Raw genomic sequence first — 15,583 nt, forward strand, 5'->3', positions numbered from 1 at the left:
GCACCCACCCGCGGACTGGGTCAGCTCTGTTGCAGTGACTTGGTGATGTCGGAGTTGCCGCTGCTGAGCGCGCTGGCGGCGTCACCGAAGAGGGCCCCTCGAACGGTCTTCAGCCAGGGGCTCTGCGGGTCGTTGAACGACGCGTTGAAGTTGCGGGCGTAGGGCGTCTTGCCCTTGGCCATCAGCGAGTTGATCAGCACGACCCGGGGGTCGGCCGAGGAGTATTTGTTGGACGCGAGGTCGGTGCGGGTGGGCACGCCCTTGTTCTTCGCGATGACCTCGATCTGCGCCTCGTCGGACATCGTCCAGGACAGGAAGTCCCAGGCCTGCGCCGCCTTTGTGCTGCTGGCGCCGATGCCGATCGCGTCGCCGCCCACGAAGGTGGACTCGCCCCCGTCTGGACCGGGAATCGGTGCCACGCCCATCTTCACGCCCTTCTCCTCGATCAGGCCGAGCCAGACCGACGGGCCGGGCGCGATGCCGACCTTGCCGTTCTGGAGCGCGCCGAGCCAGGTCGGACCGGCCTCGTCCTTGGAGGCCGGCGCGGCCACGCCCTCGTCGTAGAGCGAGCGGTAGAGCGCGAAGACGTCGGCCATCTCCTTGGAGTCGATCTTCGCGTTGTTTCCTTCGGCATCCAATACGTCGCCGCCCGCGGCCCACACCGAGGGCCAGAACGTGAACTCGACACAGCCGCCGCAGTTGCCGCCGAAGTAGGTGCCGTTGACGTCACCGCCCAGCTTGTCGACCGCGCGGGCCTGCTCGGCGAACTCCTTGAGCGTGGTCGGCGGCTTGTTGGGGTCGAGGCCGGCCTTCGCGTAGAGGTCCTTGTTGTAGAGCAGCACCGACATGTCGATGGTGTGCGGCACCGCGTAGTTCTTGCCCTCCCAGGTGGCGGCCTTGACGTGTGCCGGTGCCACCTTGTCCTTCACGTCGAGGGCGTCGAACCGGTCGGTGATGTCGAGCCAGAGGCCCTGCGACGCGTATTGCGCTGCGAAGACCACGTCGGAGGCGAACATGTCGGGCAGCGACTTGGCTCCGGCCGCAGACGCCAGCTTGGCCGGGTATTCCTCGTTGGGATAGGCGGTGACCTGCACCTGGTTCTTGTGGGTGGCGTTGTATTTCTCGGCGTACGCCTTGGAAACCGACTCGGTCGCGGCCCGGGTCCACAGGGTCAGTGTGGCGCCGTCGTCGACCGAGGCGGCAGCGGTGCCGCCGGTGCCGGAAGCGCCGTCGTCGTCATTGCCACAGGCGGCCGCCACGGTCATCAGGAGCGCCGCCGCGGTGACGGCGACGACGCGTCGTGCTCGATATCTAGCCATTCCTATCTCCTTCGGCGAGGGGCGAGGGATCTACACGGTGGGCAGCCAGACCCGCATGGTGGCGGGTCCGCGGCGGGCCCAGCGGTGGTAGGGCAACAGGCGGAGCGGAGCGAGCGGAGGGTGGTCGGCCTCGTCGTCTCGGTCGCCGTAGGGCCAGCGTCGGTCGTCGGCCGCCGCGATGTGGGCCCAGACCGCGACGCCGCCGGCCTCGTCGACGGGTGCCCGGCGCGGGTCGACCCGGAGCAGGTCGAGATCCCCGACCGGCTCGGCGACCGGCGACTCGGCACAGTAGACGATCGGGCCGCGCTCGACCGCCACGGAGCCGCGGACCGCGTCGATCCGCGGGTCGGGAGTCGAGAACCGGGGCGCCAGCGGCAGGTGCAACCGGATCTCGTCACCCACGGCGAACTCCTTGCGCACCGTGAACGTGTCGCCGGCCCGCGCCGGTTCGGTGATGCCGGCGACGGTCACCGTCGCGCCCACGGCCCAGCCCGGGATGCGCAGGGTGATCGGCCAGGCGCCGCCGTCGGTCGCGGTGACCCGGATCGTCACGTCGCCGTCGTCGGGATAGGCGGTGACCATCTCCAGGGCCACCCGGCGCCCGTCGGCCAGCCGGGTGTCGAACGCCGCGGTCGCGTACTGCATGATCCGCAGACCTTCGTCGTCACCGGCGGCCAGGTAGGTGCTCAGGCTGGCCAGCAGCCGGGAGACGTTGGGCAGGCAGCAGGACACCTCGAACCAGGGCGCCCGCGGCCCGCCGCCGAAGCCGAGTTGCTCCTCGTCGTCGGGCAGCGCCCGGGTGGGGGTTCGCTGGTGCAGGGAGTGCGCGTAGAAGAACGCGCGCCCGTCGTCTTCGATGGCGGTGGCGACCACGTTGTAGAGGATGCGCTCGATCACGTCGGCGTAGCGGGCCTCCCCGGTGGCGAGCAGCAGCCGCCAGGCGAGCATGACGGCGGCGACCGCCGCGCAACTCTCCGAGTAGGCCCGGTCGGACGGGAGCACGAAGTCGTCGCTGAACGCCTCGTCCATGTGGCGCGAGCCCATCCCGCCGGTCAGGTAGGTGCGCCGGGCCCAGGTGCGGTCGAACTGGGCCGCGACCGCCCGCAGCAACTCGGCGTCGCCGGTCTCGACCGCCAGGTCGACCACGCCGGCCGCCAGGTAGAGCGCGCGGACCGCGTGTCCACGCAGGACGGTCGCTTCCCGCACAGGCTGGTCGTCGCTCGAATAAGCGGCACCGAACTGGTGCGGCGGCAGGCTCTGGTGGCCGCGCCGCTCGACGAACAGCGCGGCCTGGTCGAGATAGCGCCGCTCGCCGGTGACCCGGTAGAGCTCGACCAGCGCGGGCTCGATCTCGGGGTGGCCACAGATCCCGGTGGAGCCGTCCTTGCCGAACGTGGCGCAGACGTGGTCGGCGACCCGCTGCGCGATCTCCAGCAGCGGCCCCGGGCCGTGCACCCGGGTGTTGGCGACCGCGGCCTGGATCAGGTGCCCGGCGCAGTAGAGCTCGTGGCCCCAGGCCAGGTCGCTCCAGCGGGGCTGCTGGCCCGGCCGGCCGAAGGCGGTGTTGAGGTAGCCATCGGCCTCCTGCGCGCCGCCGATCAGCGCGACCAGCTCGTCGATCTCGCGGACCCGGGCCGGGTCGGCCCGGCGGCCGGTCTCCCACGACATCGCCTCGATCAGCTTGTAGACCTCGGAGTCGGCGAACTCGCGGCCCCGGTGCTCGGCCGGCCCGGTCGCGGCGCCGATCGCGAAGTTGCCCGTCCAGCCGACCTTGTCCATCCAGGCCCGGGCGTGGTCGAGGCTGCCTTCGCTGATGACGCGCTGCCGGTCGGCCCAGAACCCCGCGGTGATCCGCGCCTCGGCCAGGCCGAGTGGGCGCAACGCGCCACTGGACGGGTCCACCGGCCGGCCGCCGGTGGGGTCGGAAGCTGCCATCCCCTGTTACCTCCAGGTTTCGTGATGGCGCTCACTCTGAACGCCGAAAACCTTTTCGGCAAGATGTTCTGTTGGCAGCAAATTGGCAATGCTAAAAAGCCGCAGCTAGCTGATACGTTCCCACCAGCAATCCGAAACGTTGGCGAAAGGCTTTTCTCATGGGGCGCCACCGCACGCAGGCCGTGACGCTGTCCGACGTGGCCCGTCGGGCCGGCGTCTCGATCGCCACGGCGTCGAAGGCGCTCAACGACCGGGCCCAGGTGGCCGCGGCGACCCGGCAGCGCGTCCTCCAGGCGGCCAGCGAGCTGTCCTTCCAGCCCAACGCGCTGGCCCGCGGCCTGATCGTCGGCCGCACCCGCACCATCGGCCTGCTCACCGACGAGTTGGGCGGCCGGTTCTCCATCCCGATCCTGCTCGGCGCCGAAAACGCGCTGGGCAACGAGCAGATGTCGGTGCTGCTCTGCGACGCCCGCGGCGACGCGATCCGCCGCCAGCACTACATCCGCACCCTGCTGGCCCGCCGCGTCGACGGCTTCATCGTGCTCGGCGACAGCAACGACATCCGGCCGTCGCTGACCCGCGACATCCCGGTCCCGGTCGTCTACGTCTACGGCGAGTCCGGCGACCCGGCCGACTTCTCGCTGCTCGCCGACGACGAGGGCGGCGCCCGGCTCGCGGTCGAGCACCTGGTCGCGCTCGGCCGCCGGCGGATCGCCCACGTGACCGGCCCACACGGCTATCGCGCAGCCCGCGACCGGGTCAAGGGCATGTGCGAGGTGCTCTCCGAGCACGACCTGACGCTGGCCGGCGCCGAGCCGCTCTACGGCGAGTGGTCGCAACGCTGGGGCCGGCACGCGGCGCGGATGCTGCTGAGCGCCGACCGGTCGATCGACGCGATCTTCTGCGGCAACGACCAGATCGCGACCGGCGTATCACAGACCCTGCTCGACCTGGGCCGCCGCATCCCCGACGACGTGGCGATCGTCGGCTACGACAACTGGGAAGACTTCGCTACCGACTGCCGCCCACCACTGACCACTGTGGACCTCAACCTGGAACGCCTCGGCGCGACCGCGGTCGAGCATCTCTTCGCGGCCCTCGACGGCACCCCGTCGGCGGGCGTCGTCCGGCAGCCCTGCCGCCTGGTGATCCGCGAGTCCACTGTGCCGGCGACGGTCCCGCAGCCCCGGTCGGCCTAGACCGCCGCGAACGTGGCGATCGCGGCGGCCAGCACCAGCGTGTGCAGGATCATGTGCTCCAGGTTGGGCCGTGGGCGATCGCCGATTCTGGGCACCACGATGAGCGTGTGTGCGTAGGTGCGGCTGTGTAGCTCGGCCCAGGTGATGCCCGTGCCGGCCGTCGCCCAGGGCGCCGTGATGCCGACCAGGTAGGGCAGCCACCACAACACCAGGCCGCCCAGGGCGATCAGGAGTTCGAGCACGCCCGCGGCGTACCCCAGAGCGGGGATGTTGATCGCGGCGCCGAGGCCGAGCAGGACCGCGGGCAGGGCCATGACGGGGGCGTTGGCCAGGACCTCGGTGCGCTGTTCGCTGGCCTTGGCGTCGCGCACGTTGTTGAGCGGATAGAGGTCGACGAGCGTGACCAGCAGGAAGTAGGCGACCGCGGACAGGATCAGGATCAGGGCCAGCGCGAGCATCCGGACTCCATTCTTACGGCGTAAGTTTCTGCTAGCCTGACTTACACCGTAAGAATCGTCAAGGGGTGAGCTTGTGGCGGAGCGCCGCGCTGGCACCAAGGCCGGGCTGAGCCGGGAGCAGGTGCTCGACGCCGCACTGGACTATTTGGACAGACACGGCTTGCCCGCGCTGTCGATGCGCAAGCTGGGTGCGGCGCTCGGGGTCGAGGCGATGACGCTCTACCACTACGTGCCCAACAAGGACGCGCTGCTCGACGGCCTGGTCGACCGGGTCATGGAGCTCGCGTTCACCGGCCTCGACGAGCCGGGCGCCGGCCCGTGGGTGCCGTGGGTGCGGCAGTTCGCGCACAGCCTGCGCGCGGCGCTGTTGGCCCACCCCGGCGTGCTGCCGCTGGCCGCCACCCGCCCGGTCAACTCACCCGACGCGCTGCGCATGTCGGAGCGCTGGCTGGCCGGGATGCGGGATGCCGGCGTGCCACTCGGGCGGGCGATGGACATCATCAACGTCATCGCGACGTTCACCATCGGCCACACCCTCGCCGAGGCCGGCCAGACACCGGGTCACGAGGGCACGGAGCCCAATCTCGACGACCGCGCCGACGAGCTCGACCCGGCCGAGTTTCCGAACCTGACCGAGATCCTCACGACCCGGGCCGGGCTCGACTTCGACCACCGCTTCACCGAGGCGGTCGACATCCTGCTGGCCGGTTACGCGGCGCTGTCCTGAATCACCTCGCGCAGCACGTCGCGGGGCGCGGCCGCGGTCTCGTCGTTGCTCAGCACCGCCGCCGTGCGGCCGTCGGGCAGGAACGCCAGCACCGAGCGGAAGCCGGGAACGTCGCCGCTGTGCAGCGCGATCCCGTCGCCCAGGTAGAGGCCGTAGCCGTAGTGGGTGAGGCCGTCGTCGGGCTCCGGCAGCTCGACCTGGGGTTGCCGCATCCGGTGCAGCACGGTGCGGTCGAGCCCGTGCGCGAGCCGGTTGAGGTCGCCGACCGTCGACCAGATGTCGCCGGTGCCGGTGAGCGCGGCCAGGTTCCATTCCTTCGCGGGCACGCCGTCGTGGTGGCCGCTCGCGGCACCCGGCGGCCGCGTGCCGACCGCCGTGTCACCTAGCTCGAGCGGGTCGAGCAGCAACTCCTTGACCAATTCCGGGTAGGGCCGGTTGGCAACCCGCTCGATCAGCTCGCCCAGCATGATGTAGCCCGGGCTGCTGTAGCGCCAGCGGGTGCCAGGCGGATCGAGCAGCGGCTCCTTCCGGATCAGGTCGCGGCTCACCACGCCGGCCTTGAGGTCGATCGACCGCATGTCGTCGAACTGCCCGAGCCCCGACGTCTGGCTGAGCAGGTGGTGCACGGTCACGCCGGGCCACGGCGGCACCGGGTCGTGCAGGCTCAGCACGCCCCGGTCGACCAGCGTCAGCGTCACCGCCGCGGCGAAGACCTTGCTGACCGACGCGACCTGCATCGGGGTGCCGGGGTCGACGCCCCCGCCGGTGAGCTCTTTGATCGGCTCGCCGGTGGGAGCGGTGACCAGCGCCGCGCCGTGAAACCCGTTCATGTCGAACAGGCTAGAAGTCGTCGACGTTCACCGTGATCCGGTGCTCGGACGATTTCCAGTTCGGCACGTTGACCAGCTCGAACCCGCCGCCGCGCGGGGCGACCGCGATCGAGACGAAACCCAGGTGGGCCGGGGTCGCCGGGACGAAGACGTCCATGCCGGTGATGAAGGTCTGTGCGAAGAACGCCGGCAGCGGTGCGGTCAGGTCGGTGATGCGGTCGCTGCCCGCGTCGAACGCGAAGATGCCGATGACCCGCTTGACCCGCGGCGCGTTCGCCGCGTTGAGGATGTCGCGCCCGTTGACCCACAGGTGGTCACCGGCATCGCCTTGATCGCCCCACCACTCCTTCTGCCGTTGGATGGTCAGCGCGGTGTGCCGGTCGCCGGTCTCCACCAGCGCGCCCAGGCCCTCGCCGGGCCGGCTGGTCAGCAGCCGGACGAACGCGCTGTCGCGCAGGAAGGGCTGGAAGTAGAAGTGGTGGGTGGCCGCGCCGGGGCGGACGACCGCGAACTCGTAGCGGGCACTTCCGTCGAGCGCGATCGGGCCGAACGAGCCGTCGCCGGTGAGCGCCGCCCGGTGCACCGGCCGGCTCGACAGCCGCTTGCCGGTCAACGGGCTGACCCGGAAGACCTCGAGCGTCGCGTCGGTCACGCCGGCGTTGCTCGGGAAGAGCACCGCACGACCCGAGATCCGGGCCTCGCCGCGGGCGGGCACGATCCGGCTCGTGTGCGGCGCCCGTCCCCGGAAGAACCGGAACATCTCCCGGAACGACTGCTCGGACGAGACCGTCTGGGTGTGCGACTGGTCCGGGAAGTAGACGTTGGTCGCCCCGGTGATCGCCCGGGTCGGGTCGCCCTCACCCCAGATGGCCAGCGTCGACACACCACCGGGCGGAGCGGTGGCGACCCGGCCGTCGAGGTTGACGTAGTGCGCCACCCGCGCGGCCCGCGCCGGCGAGCTGGCCAGATAGCTCTGCAACACGAAGGTGCCGAGCGAGTGCGCGACGATGTCGACCTGGTCGGCGCCGGTGCGGGCGAGCAGCCGGGAGACCCGCTCGTCGAGCCCGGCGAACACGGCGGGCAGGATCGTCGCGATGTTGGGCGAGTCGTATTCGTGTGCCTCGATCACGTCGATCGGGTAGCCGTTGCTGGTCAGCCGCCGGGTCTGCGACTCGAACTGCGAAGCAGATCCGGCGCTTCCGTGTACGAAGATGACCGGCCGGTAGGCCGCCGGCTTGGCGGTCGCGCCGGCGCTTGCGGGTGTTGCCGTAACGGCGAGCACGACCGCGGTGGCCAGGGAGAGCAGACCTCGGCGATGGATGAGCACAGCACCTCCAGGCAAGCGAAGTTCTTGCATTGAGAGTGCGCATATCGTCGCAGGCCGATGCCCTCCCGGTCCACCCCTCGGCTGGATCAGGCATATCCCCAGGTCAGGGCGTGCATCGGGGTGATCGAGGCGGAACCCAGCTCGGTGAAGCCGTGCTTGCGCAGCAGATCGTCGTACACCCGGCGGGGTAGTAGTTGATCGTCGATCTGCGCCTCGAAGATCTGGATGCCGGACATCACCCGGCCGGGCGCGGTGCGCAGCCCGGCATCGTCGTCGGCGAACGGGAAATCGGAGATGACGAACACGCCACCCGGCTTCAGCGCCGCCTTGACGTTGCGGGCGACCGCGTCGATGTCGCGGCACTCGTGCATGGAGATGTTGTTGATCACCACGTCGTAGGGCTCGCTGACCGTGAGCTTCTCCAGTGGACTGTCCCAGACCTTGACCCGGCCATCGAGCCCGGCGCCGGCCAGCGTCTCGCACGCGATGTCGACCGAGTGCGCGTCACCGTCCACACCCGACACCGCGCAGTTCGGGTAGGCGTTGGCCAGCAGGACCAGCCCGTGCCCCGAGCCGCAGGCGGTGTCGAGCACCCGGCAACCGTTGTCGAGCCGCTCCTTCAGGCCCGGAACGCGGGCCAGCCCGTCGGGCACGAGGCGGCGGTAGAACGGTCGCCCGGTGCCGCCGACCGCGGCGATGAAGTCGGGCGAGCAGCCGTCCCACCACAGCCGCTCCCCGCCGGTGAGGCTGGCTTCGAAGCGGTCGAAGAACTCCGGCTGCTCGAGGACCTTGAAAACGCCGCCGACGTACGCCGGTGAGGTCTCGTCGAGCAGCACGGTGTCGAGGTTGGCGGCGAGCCGGTAGACGTCGCCGTCGCGATCGCAGACGCCGGCGCCGAAAGCGGCCCGGCACCACGCGAACGTGTAGAAGGCGTCGAGCTTGGTGCGCGCGGCCAGTTCGTCCGGTGTGGCCGGTCCGTCGTTCGCCAGCGCGGCGACGAGCCCGGCGCGGATCCCGGTCGCGACCGTGCGGTGGCCCACGTATCCGGCCAACAGCCCCAGCATGTTGCCCACAGATTCTTTGATGTCAGTCATGGCTCCGATGCTGCGGTGTCGGTCACCCGACGCGTCAGTTCACGAAATGAAGCCAACCAGTTCTGTTTCTGTACCGGCGCCGGCCCTACCGTGAGTTCGTGGGTACCTACTACCAGTTCTGTCCGGTGTCCAAAGCGCTCGAGGTGCTGGACGAGCGCTGGACCCTGCTGGTCGTTCGCGAGTTGCTGATGGGCAGCCGCCACTTCAACGACCTGCGCCGCGGCGTTCCCCGGATGTCGCCCGCCCTGTTGGTCAAACGCCTCCAGCGACTGGAGCGCGTCGGCGTCGTCGAGCGCTACCCCGACGGCAACAAGGTGATCTACCGGCTGACCCCTGCCGGCAAAGACCTGCAACCGATCGTCGACTCGCTCGGCGACTGGTCGATGCGCTGGCTGCCCGAACTCGGCGACGAAGACCTCGACCCGCACCTGCTGTTGTGGGACATGCGCCGCCAGGTCTCCCGCACCGACCTGCCACCCGGCCGCACGGTCGTGCACGTCCAGTTCGAAGACGTGACACCCAAGAGCCGGCGCTGGTGGCTGGTGCTGGCCGAAGACGACGCCGACGTCTGCGACTTCGACCCGGGCCTCCCGGTGGCCGTCACGGTGCAGACCTCGCTGCGCTGCCTGACCCTGCTCTGGCGGGGCGAGACCAGTTGGCGCGAGGCGGTCCGCGCGGGCGATCTGACCGCCACCGGATCGCGCACGGCGACCCGGGCCGTGCCGCGCTGGCTCAACGTGCGGGGCGCTCCAGCCGACCCGCGCCCGTCCTACTCGGTCGTCGGACGCCTGGCCGCAGACCTGCGGCCCAACTGATCTTCAGGGCTTGGCCGAGCCGGATCGGGCAAAGATCGGGTAGATTAGGTCAGGACGGCCCTGACAGCTCCGCCGCGGGGGCCGCGATATGCGTCGGTAAGCGACGCGCAGGCTCAAAGTCCGCGCCGCACCGCACGCCCCCCTGACGTTCGGAGATCCACATGGCGGCACGCCGCCCGCTCAACCCGACCACCGAAACACCCACCTTCGCCGAACTCGGCCTCTCCGCCGCGCTGACCGCGCCGCTGGCTGCCGGTGGCGTCACCGCACCGTTCCCGATCCAGGCCGCCACGCTGCCCGACGCACTCGCCGGTCGCGATGTGCTCGGCCGGGGTCGCACCGGTTCCGGCAAGACCTACGCGTTCGTCCTCCCGCTGCTCCAGCGGCTGGCCAACGACACCAAGGCCCGGCGTCCCGGCCGCCCGCGTGCGCTGATCCTGGCGCCGACCCGCGAGCTGGCGACCCAGATCGAGGCGGCCATCACACCGCTGGCCAAGACGCTCAACCTGCGCACCGTGACGATCTTCGGCGGCGTCGGCGCCGGCCCGCAGATCGCCGCCCTCCGCCGCGGCGTCGACATCGTCGTGGCCTGCCCCGGCCGGCTCGACGACCACGTCCGCAGCGGCCACGCGCGGCTCGACGCGATCGAGATCACCGTGCTCGACGAGGCCGACCACATGGCCGACCTGGGCTTCCTGCCGGTCGTCAAGCGGCTGCTCGACCAGACCCCGCGCACCGGCCAGCGGATGCTGTTCTCGGCGACGCTCGACGCCGCCGTCGACGGCCTGGTCCGGCGCTACCTGACCAACCCGGTGACGCACAGCATCGACTCGGCGCTGTCGCCGGTCGTCAAGATGACCCACCACGTGCTGCACGTCCGGTCCGAGGAGCGGCTGGCGGTGCTGGCCGACCTCACCTCGGCGCCCGGCCGCACGCTGGTCTTCACCCGCACCAAGCGCGGTGCCAAGCAGCTGACCCGCCGGCTCGTCGCCGGTGGCGTCCCGGCCGTCGAACTGCACGGCGACCTGGCGCAGGGCGCCCGCACCCGCAACCTCGCCGCGTTCTCCGACGGAAGCGCGCGCACCCTGGTGGCGACCGACATCGCGGCGCGCGGCATCCACGTCGACGACGTGGCGCTGGTCATCCACGCCGACCCGCCGGTGGAGCACAAGGCCTACCTGCACCGCTCGGGTCGCACCGCGCGCGCCGGCGCCTCCGGCATGGTGGTCACGCTGATGACCGACAGCCAGGTCGCCGACGTACGGAACCTGACCCGCGAGGCCGGCATCAAGCCCAAGACCACCCGGCTGAGCGGCCCCAGCGACCCGTTCCTCGCGGAACTGGCGCCGGGCGAGCGCACGTTCGTCAGCCCGCCGCCGGAGCCCGAGACCGCGTCGGTGCCCCGCCAGCGCCGCCCGCACGGCGGCGGTGGCCGCGGCCGCGGTGGCCAGCAGTCGGGCCAGAGCGCGACCCGCTCGGCCGACCGTCACGCGACCCAGCCGTCGGAGCGTTCACGCGGCGGCGGTGCCCGCGGCGCGACGGCCACGGCCGGTGGTTCGGGCAACGCCGCGACCTTCTCCAGCCGTTCCCGCGTCGGCCGCCGCTAAGGGGCAACCAGACATAGACGCCCGCGCCTATCGTGGCGGGATGACGTGGACGCTGCACGAGCACGAGGACGACATCGTCGCGGCCTACGTCGCCGGGCAGCCGGTGGAGAAGATCGCCGCGCGGTTCGAGGTTGACGCGGCGCGGGTGGAACTCATCGTCGATCGGTGGTTGCCGCCCGTGGCGCTCCAGGTCGCCGGCACCCGCGTCCTGGTCGCCGTCGGCATCGGGTTCCTGGTCGGGTCGATGGCCTATCTGCTCGGCGCCCGCACGGCGTTCTTCATCGTGCTCGGGATCGTCGCCGCCCTGGTGGCCCTGCCGATCCTGACCTCGCTGGCACCGCCGCGCGGCAGGCGCTGACGGGTCACCGCGCGGCCCGCAGCCACGGGCCGAGGGCGACGTCGGTCGCCTTTTCCACCGCGGCCTGCACCGCCACCGGGTCGTCGAGACTGTCGAGGTCGGCCAGCAACACCTGGAGCGCCGCCGTGATCCCGCCGACGAAGGCCCCGGTCAACGCCGCCGCGGTCACCTCGTCGAGGTCGTCGGGGAAAGCGGCCGCGAGGTGGCGGGCGATCTCCGACTGCGCTTCCATCTGGATCTGCAGCGCGCGGCCGCGGACGACCGGGACCTCCCGGATATAGCGCAGCCGCAGTGCGGCCAGCCGGCCGGACAGGTCGTCGCTGTCGTCGCCGACCCGGTGCAGCGCGCGGAGCAGCACCTCGGCCGGGCCCTCGTCGGGGCCGCGGTCGGCGATCGCCGCCACCGCCGCGCGCACCCGGCCGTCGCTCTCCGGGAACAGCAACTCCTCTTTGCTCGCGAAGTAGCTGAAGAACGTGCGGGTGCCGATCTCCGCCGCGGCGGCGATGTCGGCGACCGTCGTCTCGTCGTAGCCGTCGCGCTCGAACAGGGTGGCGGCCGCCTCGACCAGGGCCTGGCGGGTGCGGGCGCGCTTGCGGTCGCGGAGGGTCATGGCGAGCAGCGTATCGCATCAAGTGCGTATCCGCACTCATTGCAATTCTGCACTGGGTGCAGTTATGGTGGGCGCATGACTTCCGTACTGATCTCCGGCGCCGGTGTCGCCGGCCCCACGCTCGCCTACTGGCTGGCCCGCCACGGCTTCGAAGCCACCGTCGTGGAGCGCGGCGCGGCGCCGCGGTCCAGCGGCAACCCCGTCGACGTGCGCGGCCCCGGCTGGGCCGTCGCCAACCGGATGGGCATCGTGCCTCAACTGCGCGCCGCCGCGACCCAGGCCACCGCGATGCGGCTGGTCGACGCCGGCGGCCGGACCCGCGCCCGCATCCCGATGCCCGCCACCCGCGGCAGCGAGGTCGAGCTACCCCGCGGCGACCTGGCCGCCCTGCTCTTCGACGCCGCCCGCGGCGACGCCGAGTTCGTCTGGGACGACACCATCACCGCGCTCGCACCGGACGCGAGCGGCGTCGACGTCACCTTCGAGCGGACGGCACCACGCCGGTTCGACTTCGTGGTCGGCGCCGACGGTCTGCACTCGACGGTGCGGCGGCTGGCGTTCGGGCCGGAGGCCGACTTCGTGCGCTACCTCGGCCTCTACGTCGCGACCCTGGCGCTCGGCTCCGACGAGGGCACCGACGTCATCCTGCACAACACACCCGGCCGGCTGCTCTCGATCCACCCTGCGCGCGGCGCGGCACTGGCCGCGTTCATCTTCCGGTCCGCGCCGGTGAGCGGCTTCGACCACCGGGACCTGAGCCAACACAAACAGATCGTGCGGCAGGCGTACGCGGGTGTCGGCTGGCGGGTGCCCGAGTTGCTGGACCGGGTGGCGGCCGCCGACGACCTCTACTTCGACTCGGTCAGCGAGGTGCGCCTCGACTCGTGGTCACGCGGGCGGATCGGGCTGCTCGGCGACGCGGCGTCGTGCGTGTCGCTGTTCGGCGACGGGTCCTCGATGGCGATGGCGGGAGCCGAGACGCTGGCCGCCGCCCTGGCCGCCGACCCGGTGGAGGGGTTCGCCCGCTACGAGGCCGCGCACCGCCAGTTGGTCGGGCCGAAGCAGCGCCGCGTCGGGCGGGCCGCCGGCATGCTGGTGCCCAAGACCCGACTGGGCCTGGCCGCCCGCGATCTCGCGGCCCGCGCCGTGCTCGCCCGCGGTTAGGCGGCCGGCGTCGCCACGCAGAACTCGTTGCCTTCCGGGTCGGCGAGCACCGTCCAGCCGAAGCCCTGCGGCATCTTCTGCCGGTCGACCACCCGGGCGCCCAACTCGAGCAGGCGCTCGATCTCGGCAGCGACGTCGCCGTCGCTGCTCCAGTCGAGATGCACCCGGTTCTTCACCGTCTTGGCTTCGGGGACGTGCTGGAAGCCGAGGCACAAACCGGGCGACTCACCAAGGATCAGGAAGTCGTTCGCATGGCGCCACGACTCACGCAGGCCGGTCGCGGCTGCCCAGAAACTCGCCAGGTTCGCGGGATCGGCACAGTCGAACGTCACCATCCGCGTCTGTAGTGCCATGTCTTCGTACCCTAGTCGCGTTTTATGGGGTAATCATGGCTTTCTTGGCGGCCCCTCGCCGCGGACCGGGCGAGGGGCTGCCGGCTGCGGCTCAGGCCGCCTTGTCGTCGATGAAGCTGAGCATCTGCCGCCAGGTGTCTTCGACGTCGCCCTGGTGCTGGCCGAAGTTGCGGTCGAAGAAGCTGTGCCCGGCGTCGGGGTAGACCGCCATCCGGACGTCCACGCCGTGGCCGCGCACCCGGTCGGCGAACTGCTCGACCTCGGCGACCGGCGTGAAGTCTTGCCCGGCGGCCAGAATCAGCAGCGGCGACGCGATCTCGTCGGCGACGTCTTGCACCCGCGACGGGATGGCATAGAAGCCGATCGAGCCGCTCAGGTCGTCGCCCGCTGCCGCCTGCCGGAACGACATCGCGCCACCGAAGCAGAACCCGACGGTGAACAGCGACTCCGTGCCGTGTTCGCGCAGCCAGGCGGCCGCCACCTTGGCGTCTTCCTTGACGGAGGCGAACTCGAGCTTGTCGACATGCTCGCGGTAGGCGAAGTCTTCGCCACGCTCGCCGACGCCGGCGGTCCGGCCGAAGAAGTCGAACGCCACCGCCGACAGCCCGGCCGACGCGAAGCTGTGCGCCAACTCCTTGTAGAAGACGTGCAGGCCACGGACGTCCGGGAAGATCACGATCCCGCGGCCGGTCGGCTGCTCGGGATGCGCGAAGTAGGCGCCGAACTCGGTGCCGTCGGAGGAGCGCAGAACCAGATCGCCGTGCTCGCCGACAGGGCCCGGGTTGGGCGGCTGCGGCGGACGGGCGTCATCTCCATAACACATGCCAGCATCGTGTCACGCTGGTCTGATGCGGATCGCCGTGCTCGACGACTACCAGACCGCCGCCCACGACAGCGCCGACTGGGGCGCGCTCGACGTCACGTTCTTCGCCGACCATCTCGACGACCTCGACGCGCTGGCGGCGCGGCTGGCGCCGTTCGAGGTCGTGGTCGCGATGCGCGAGCGCACCGCCTTCCCGGCCGCGCTGATCGGCCGGTTGCCGGCGCTTCGGCTGCTGATCACCACCGGCATGGCCAACGCCGCGATCGACCTCGACGCGGCCGCGGCAGCCGGGGTCACGGTCTGCGGCACCCGGATGTTCGCGCCGTCGACGAGCGAGCTCACCTGGGCGCTGATCCTGTCGCTGGTGCGGCACGTGCCGGCCGAAGACGCCGCGCTGCGGGCCGGTCGCTGGCAGACCACAGTGGGCACCGAGCTGTCCGGCCGCTGCCTCGGCGTGGTCGGCCTGGGCAACATCGGCAGCCAGGTCGCCACGGTCGGCCGCGCGTTCGGGATGCGGGTGGTCGCGTGGAGCGCCAACCTCGACCCGACCCATCCCGACCGGGTCGAGAAGGCGGAGCTGTTCCGGCAGGCCGACATCGTCACCGTCCACTACAAACTCAGCCCGCGCAGCGTCGGCATCGTCGGCGCCGCCGAGCTCGCGCTGATGAAGCCGGACGCGTTCCTGGTCAACACCTCCCGCGGGCCGGTCGTCGACTCCGGGGCGCTGGTCGCGGCGCTCGAGTCGGGACGGCTCGCGGGCGCCGCCCTCGACGTCTTCGACACCGAGCCGCTGCCGGCCGACGACCCGCTGCGGCGTGCTCCGAACACGATCCTGACCCCACATCTGGGGTACGTGACCAGGGCGGGCTATCACCTGGCGTACGGCGACGCGGTCGAGGCGATCGTCGCCTTTGCCGCCGGCGAGCCGGTGCGAGTGCTCGGTTAGTCGGCGTTCTTAGTCGGC

16 protein-coding genes are annotated in these 15,583 nt (G+C 71.2%); 7 read left to right on the top strand and 9 right to left on the bottom strand.

Features of this window, described 5'->3' with window-relative positions:
- Positions 1-20 precede the first annotated feature (20 nt).
- Both DFJ67_RS09380 and DFJ67_RS09385 read right to left on the bottom strand, forming a co-directional pair.
- Positions 21-1,319, bottom strand: coding sequence for an ABC transporter substrate-binding protein (locus DFJ67_RS09380; protein ID WP_116067526.1), 1,299 nt, complete (start codon positions 1,317-1,319; stop codon positions 21-23).
- A 30-nt stretch (positions 1,320-1,349) separates the two neighbouring features.
- On the bottom strand, positions 1,350-3,254 hold the full coding sequence (locus tag DFJ67_RS09385; protein WP_116067527.1) for a glycoside hydrolase family 127 protein: 1,905 nt from the start codon (positions 3,252-3,254) through the stop codon (positions 1,350-1,352).
- Positions 3,255-3,412: 158 nt separating this feature from the next.
- On the opposite strand from DFJ67_RS09385, the gene DFJ67_RS09390 reads away from it, so the two are divergent.
- Positions 3,413-4,453, top strand: coding sequence for a LacI family DNA-binding transcriptional regulator (locus DFJ67_RS09390; RefSeq protein WP_116067528.1), 1,041 nt, complete (start codon positions 3,413-3,415; stop codon positions 4,451-4,453).
- Here DFJ67_RS09390 and DFJ67_RS09395 read toward each other — a convergent pair.
- Positions 4,450-4,911 carry a hypothetical protein gene (locus tag DFJ67_RS09395; RefSeq protein WP_116067529.1) on the bottom strand — a complete coding sequence of 154 codons (462 nt, stop codon included), beginning with the start codon at positions 4,909-4,911 and terminating at the stop codon, positions 4,450-4,452. The genes DFJ67_RS09390 and DFJ67_RS09395 overlap by 4 nt on opposite strands.
- A gap of 73 nt (positions 4,912-4,984) precedes the next feature.
- Between DFJ67_RS09395 and DFJ67_RS09400 the strand changes: the two genes are divergently transcribed.
- Entirely contained in the window at positions 4,985-5,638 is a 654-nt protein-coding gene (locus DFJ67_RS09400; protein ID WP_116067530.1) for a TetR/AcrR family transcriptional regulator C-terminal domain-containing protein, read from the top strand.
- On the opposite strand, the gene DFJ67_RS09405 is transcribed toward DFJ67_RS09400, so the two are convergent.
- The 3 genes from DFJ67_RS09405 to DFJ67_RS09415 form a co-directional block, all read right to left on the bottom strand.
- A complete protein-coding gene (locus DFJ67_RS09405; RefSeq protein WP_116067531.1) occupies positions 5,620-6,468 on the bottom strand; it encodes a serine hydrolase domain-containing protein in 849 nt (282 codons plus the stop codon). The genes DFJ67_RS09400 and DFJ67_RS09405 overlap by 19 nt on opposite strands.
- 10 nt (positions 6,469-6,478) lie before the next feature.
- Entirely contained in the window at positions 6,479-7,795 is a 1,317-nt protein-coding gene (locus DFJ67_RS09410) for an alpha/beta hydrolase (protein ID WP_116067532.1), read from the bottom strand.
- 86 nt (positions 7,796-7,881) lie between these two features.
- The gene (locus DFJ67_RS09415; RefSeq protein ID WP_116067533.1) at positions 7,882-8,889 is read right to left on the bottom strand and encodes a class I SAM-dependent methyltransferase; all 1,008 of its coding nucleotides are present in this window, start codon (positions 8,887-8,889) and stop codon (positions 7,882-7,884) included.
- A 98-nt stretch (positions 8,890-8,987) separates the two neighbouring features.
- Here DFJ67_RS09415 and DFJ67_RS09420 point away from each other — a divergent pair, with 98 nt between their 5' ends.
- From DFJ67_RS09420 to DFJ67_RS09430, 3 genes are all read left to right on the top strand, one after another.
- Entirely contained in the window at positions 8,988-9,704 is a 717-nt protein-coding gene (locus DFJ67_RS09420; RefSeq protein ID WP_116067534.1) for a winged helix-turn-helix transcriptional regulator, read from the top strand.
- A 161-nt stretch (positions 9,705-9,865) separates the two neighbouring features.
- Entirely contained in the window at positions 9,866-11,311 is a 1,446-nt protein-coding gene (locus tag DFJ67_RS09425) for a DEAD/DEAH box helicase (protein WP_116067535.1), read from the top strand.
- Positions 11,312-11,351: 40 nt separating this feature from the next.
- Positions 11,352-11,669, top strand: a complete 318-nt coding sequence (locus DFJ67_RS09430; protein ID WP_116067536.1) for a hypothetical protein — start codon at positions 11,352-11,354, stop codon at positions 11,667-11,669.
- Positions 11,670-11,673: 4 nt separating this feature from the next.
- Here the strand turns inward: DFJ67_RS09430 and DFJ67_RS09435 are convergent, their stop codons facing one another.
- Entirely contained in the window at positions 11,674-12,279 is a 606-nt protein-coding gene (locus DFJ67_RS09435; protein ID WP_116067537.1) for a TetR/AcrR family transcriptional regulator, read from the bottom strand.
- Between the two features lie 75 nt (positions 12,280-12,354).
- Between DFJ67_RS09435 and DFJ67_RS09440 the strand changes: the two genes are divergently transcribed.
- Complete coding sequence (locus tag DFJ67_RS09440; protein WP_116067538.1) at positions 12,355-13,443, top strand: FAD-dependent monooxygenase; 1,089 nt, start codon at positions 12,355-12,357, stop codon at positions 13,441-13,443.
- On the opposite strand, the gene DFJ67_RS09445 is transcribed toward DFJ67_RS09440, so the two are convergent.
- Together DFJ67_RS09445 and DFJ67_RS09450 are read right to left on the bottom strand one after the other, a co-directional pair.
- The gene (locus DFJ67_RS09445; protein ID WP_116067539.1) at positions 13,440-13,796 is read right to left on the bottom strand and encodes a VOC family protein; all 357 of its coding nucleotides are present in this window, start codon (positions 13,794-13,796) and stop codon (positions 13,440-13,442) included. The genes DFJ67_RS09440 and DFJ67_RS09445 overlap by 4 nt on opposite strands.
- A 91-nt stretch (positions 13,797-13,887) precedes the next feature.
- Positions 13,888-14,619, bottom strand: coding sequence for a dienelactone hydrolase family protein (locus tag DFJ67_RS09450; protein WP_116067540.1), 732 nt, complete (start codon positions 14,617-14,619; stop codon positions 13,888-13,890).
- A gap of 25 nt (positions 14,620-14,644) precedes the next feature.
- Here DFJ67_RS09450 and DFJ67_RS09455 point away from each other — a divergent pair, with 25 nt between their 5' ends.
- Entirely contained in the window at positions 14,645-15,565 is a 921-nt protein-coding gene (locus DFJ67_RS09455; RefSeq protein ID WP_116067541.1) for a D-2-hydroxyacid dehydrogenase family protein, read from the top strand.
- Positions 15,566-15,583: the final 18 nt, after the last annotated feature.

It is taken from the genome of Asanoa ferruginea (assembly GCF_003387075.1).
Lineage (GTDB): Bacteria > Actinomycetota > Actinomycetes > Mycobacteriales > Micromonosporaceae > Asanoa > Asanoa ferruginea.

Bases quoted from the DNA above. Each gene is read 5' to 3' on its own strand.
- DFJ67_RS09380 (WP_116067526.1), bottom strand. From the start codon at position 1,319: ATGGCTAGATATCGAGCACGACGCGTCGTCGCCGTCACCGCGGCGGCG.
- DFJ67_RS09385 (WP_116067527.1), bottom strand. From the start codon at position 3,254: ATGGCAGCTTCCGACCCCACCGGCGGCCGGCCGGTGGACCCGTCCAGT.
- DFJ67_RS09390 (WP_116067528.1), top strand. From the start codon at position 3,413: ATGGGGCGCCACCGCACGCAGGCCGTGACGCTGTCCGACGTGGCCCGT.
- DFJ67_RS09395 (WP_116067529.1), bottom strand. From the start codon at position 4,911: ATGCTCGCGCTGGCCCTGATCCTGATCCTGTCCGCGGTCGCCTACTTC.
- DFJ67_RS09405 (WP_116067531.1), bottom strand. From the start codon at position 6,468: ATGAACGGGTTTCACGGCGCGGCGCTGGTCACCGCTCCCACCGGCGAG.
- DFJ67_RS09415 (WP_116067533.1), bottom strand. From the start codon at position 8,889: ATGACTGACATCAAAGAATCTGTGGGCAACATGCTGGGGCTGTTGGCC.
- DFJ67_RS09425 (WP_116067535.1), top strand. From the start codon at position 9,866: ATGGCGGCACGCCGCCCGCTCAACCCGACCACCGAAACACCCACCTTC.
- DFJ67_RS09430 (WP_116067536.1), top strand. From the start codon at position 11,352: ATGACGTGGACGCTGCACGAGCACGAGGACGACATCGTCGCGGCCTAC.
- DFJ67_RS09435 (WP_116067537.1), bottom strand. From the start codon at position 12,279: ATGACCCTCCGCGACCGCAAGCGCGCCCGCACCCGCCAGGCCCTGGTC.
- DFJ67_RS09440 (WP_116067538.1), top strand. From the start codon at position 12,355: ATGACTTCCGTACTGATCTCCGGCGCCGGTGTCGCCGGCCCCACGCTC.
- DFJ67_RS09445 (WP_116067539.1), bottom strand. From the start codon at position 13,796: ATGGCACTACAGACGCGGATGGTGACGTTCGACTGTGCCGATCCCGCG.
- DFJ67_RS09450 (WP_116067540.1), bottom strand. From the start codon at position 14,619: ATGTGTTATGGAGATGACGCCCGTCCGCCGCAGCCGCCCAACCCGGGC.
- DFJ67_RS09455 (WP_116067541.1), top strand. From the start codon at position 14,645: ATGCGGATCGCCGTGCTCGACGACTACCAGACCGCCGCCCACGACAGC.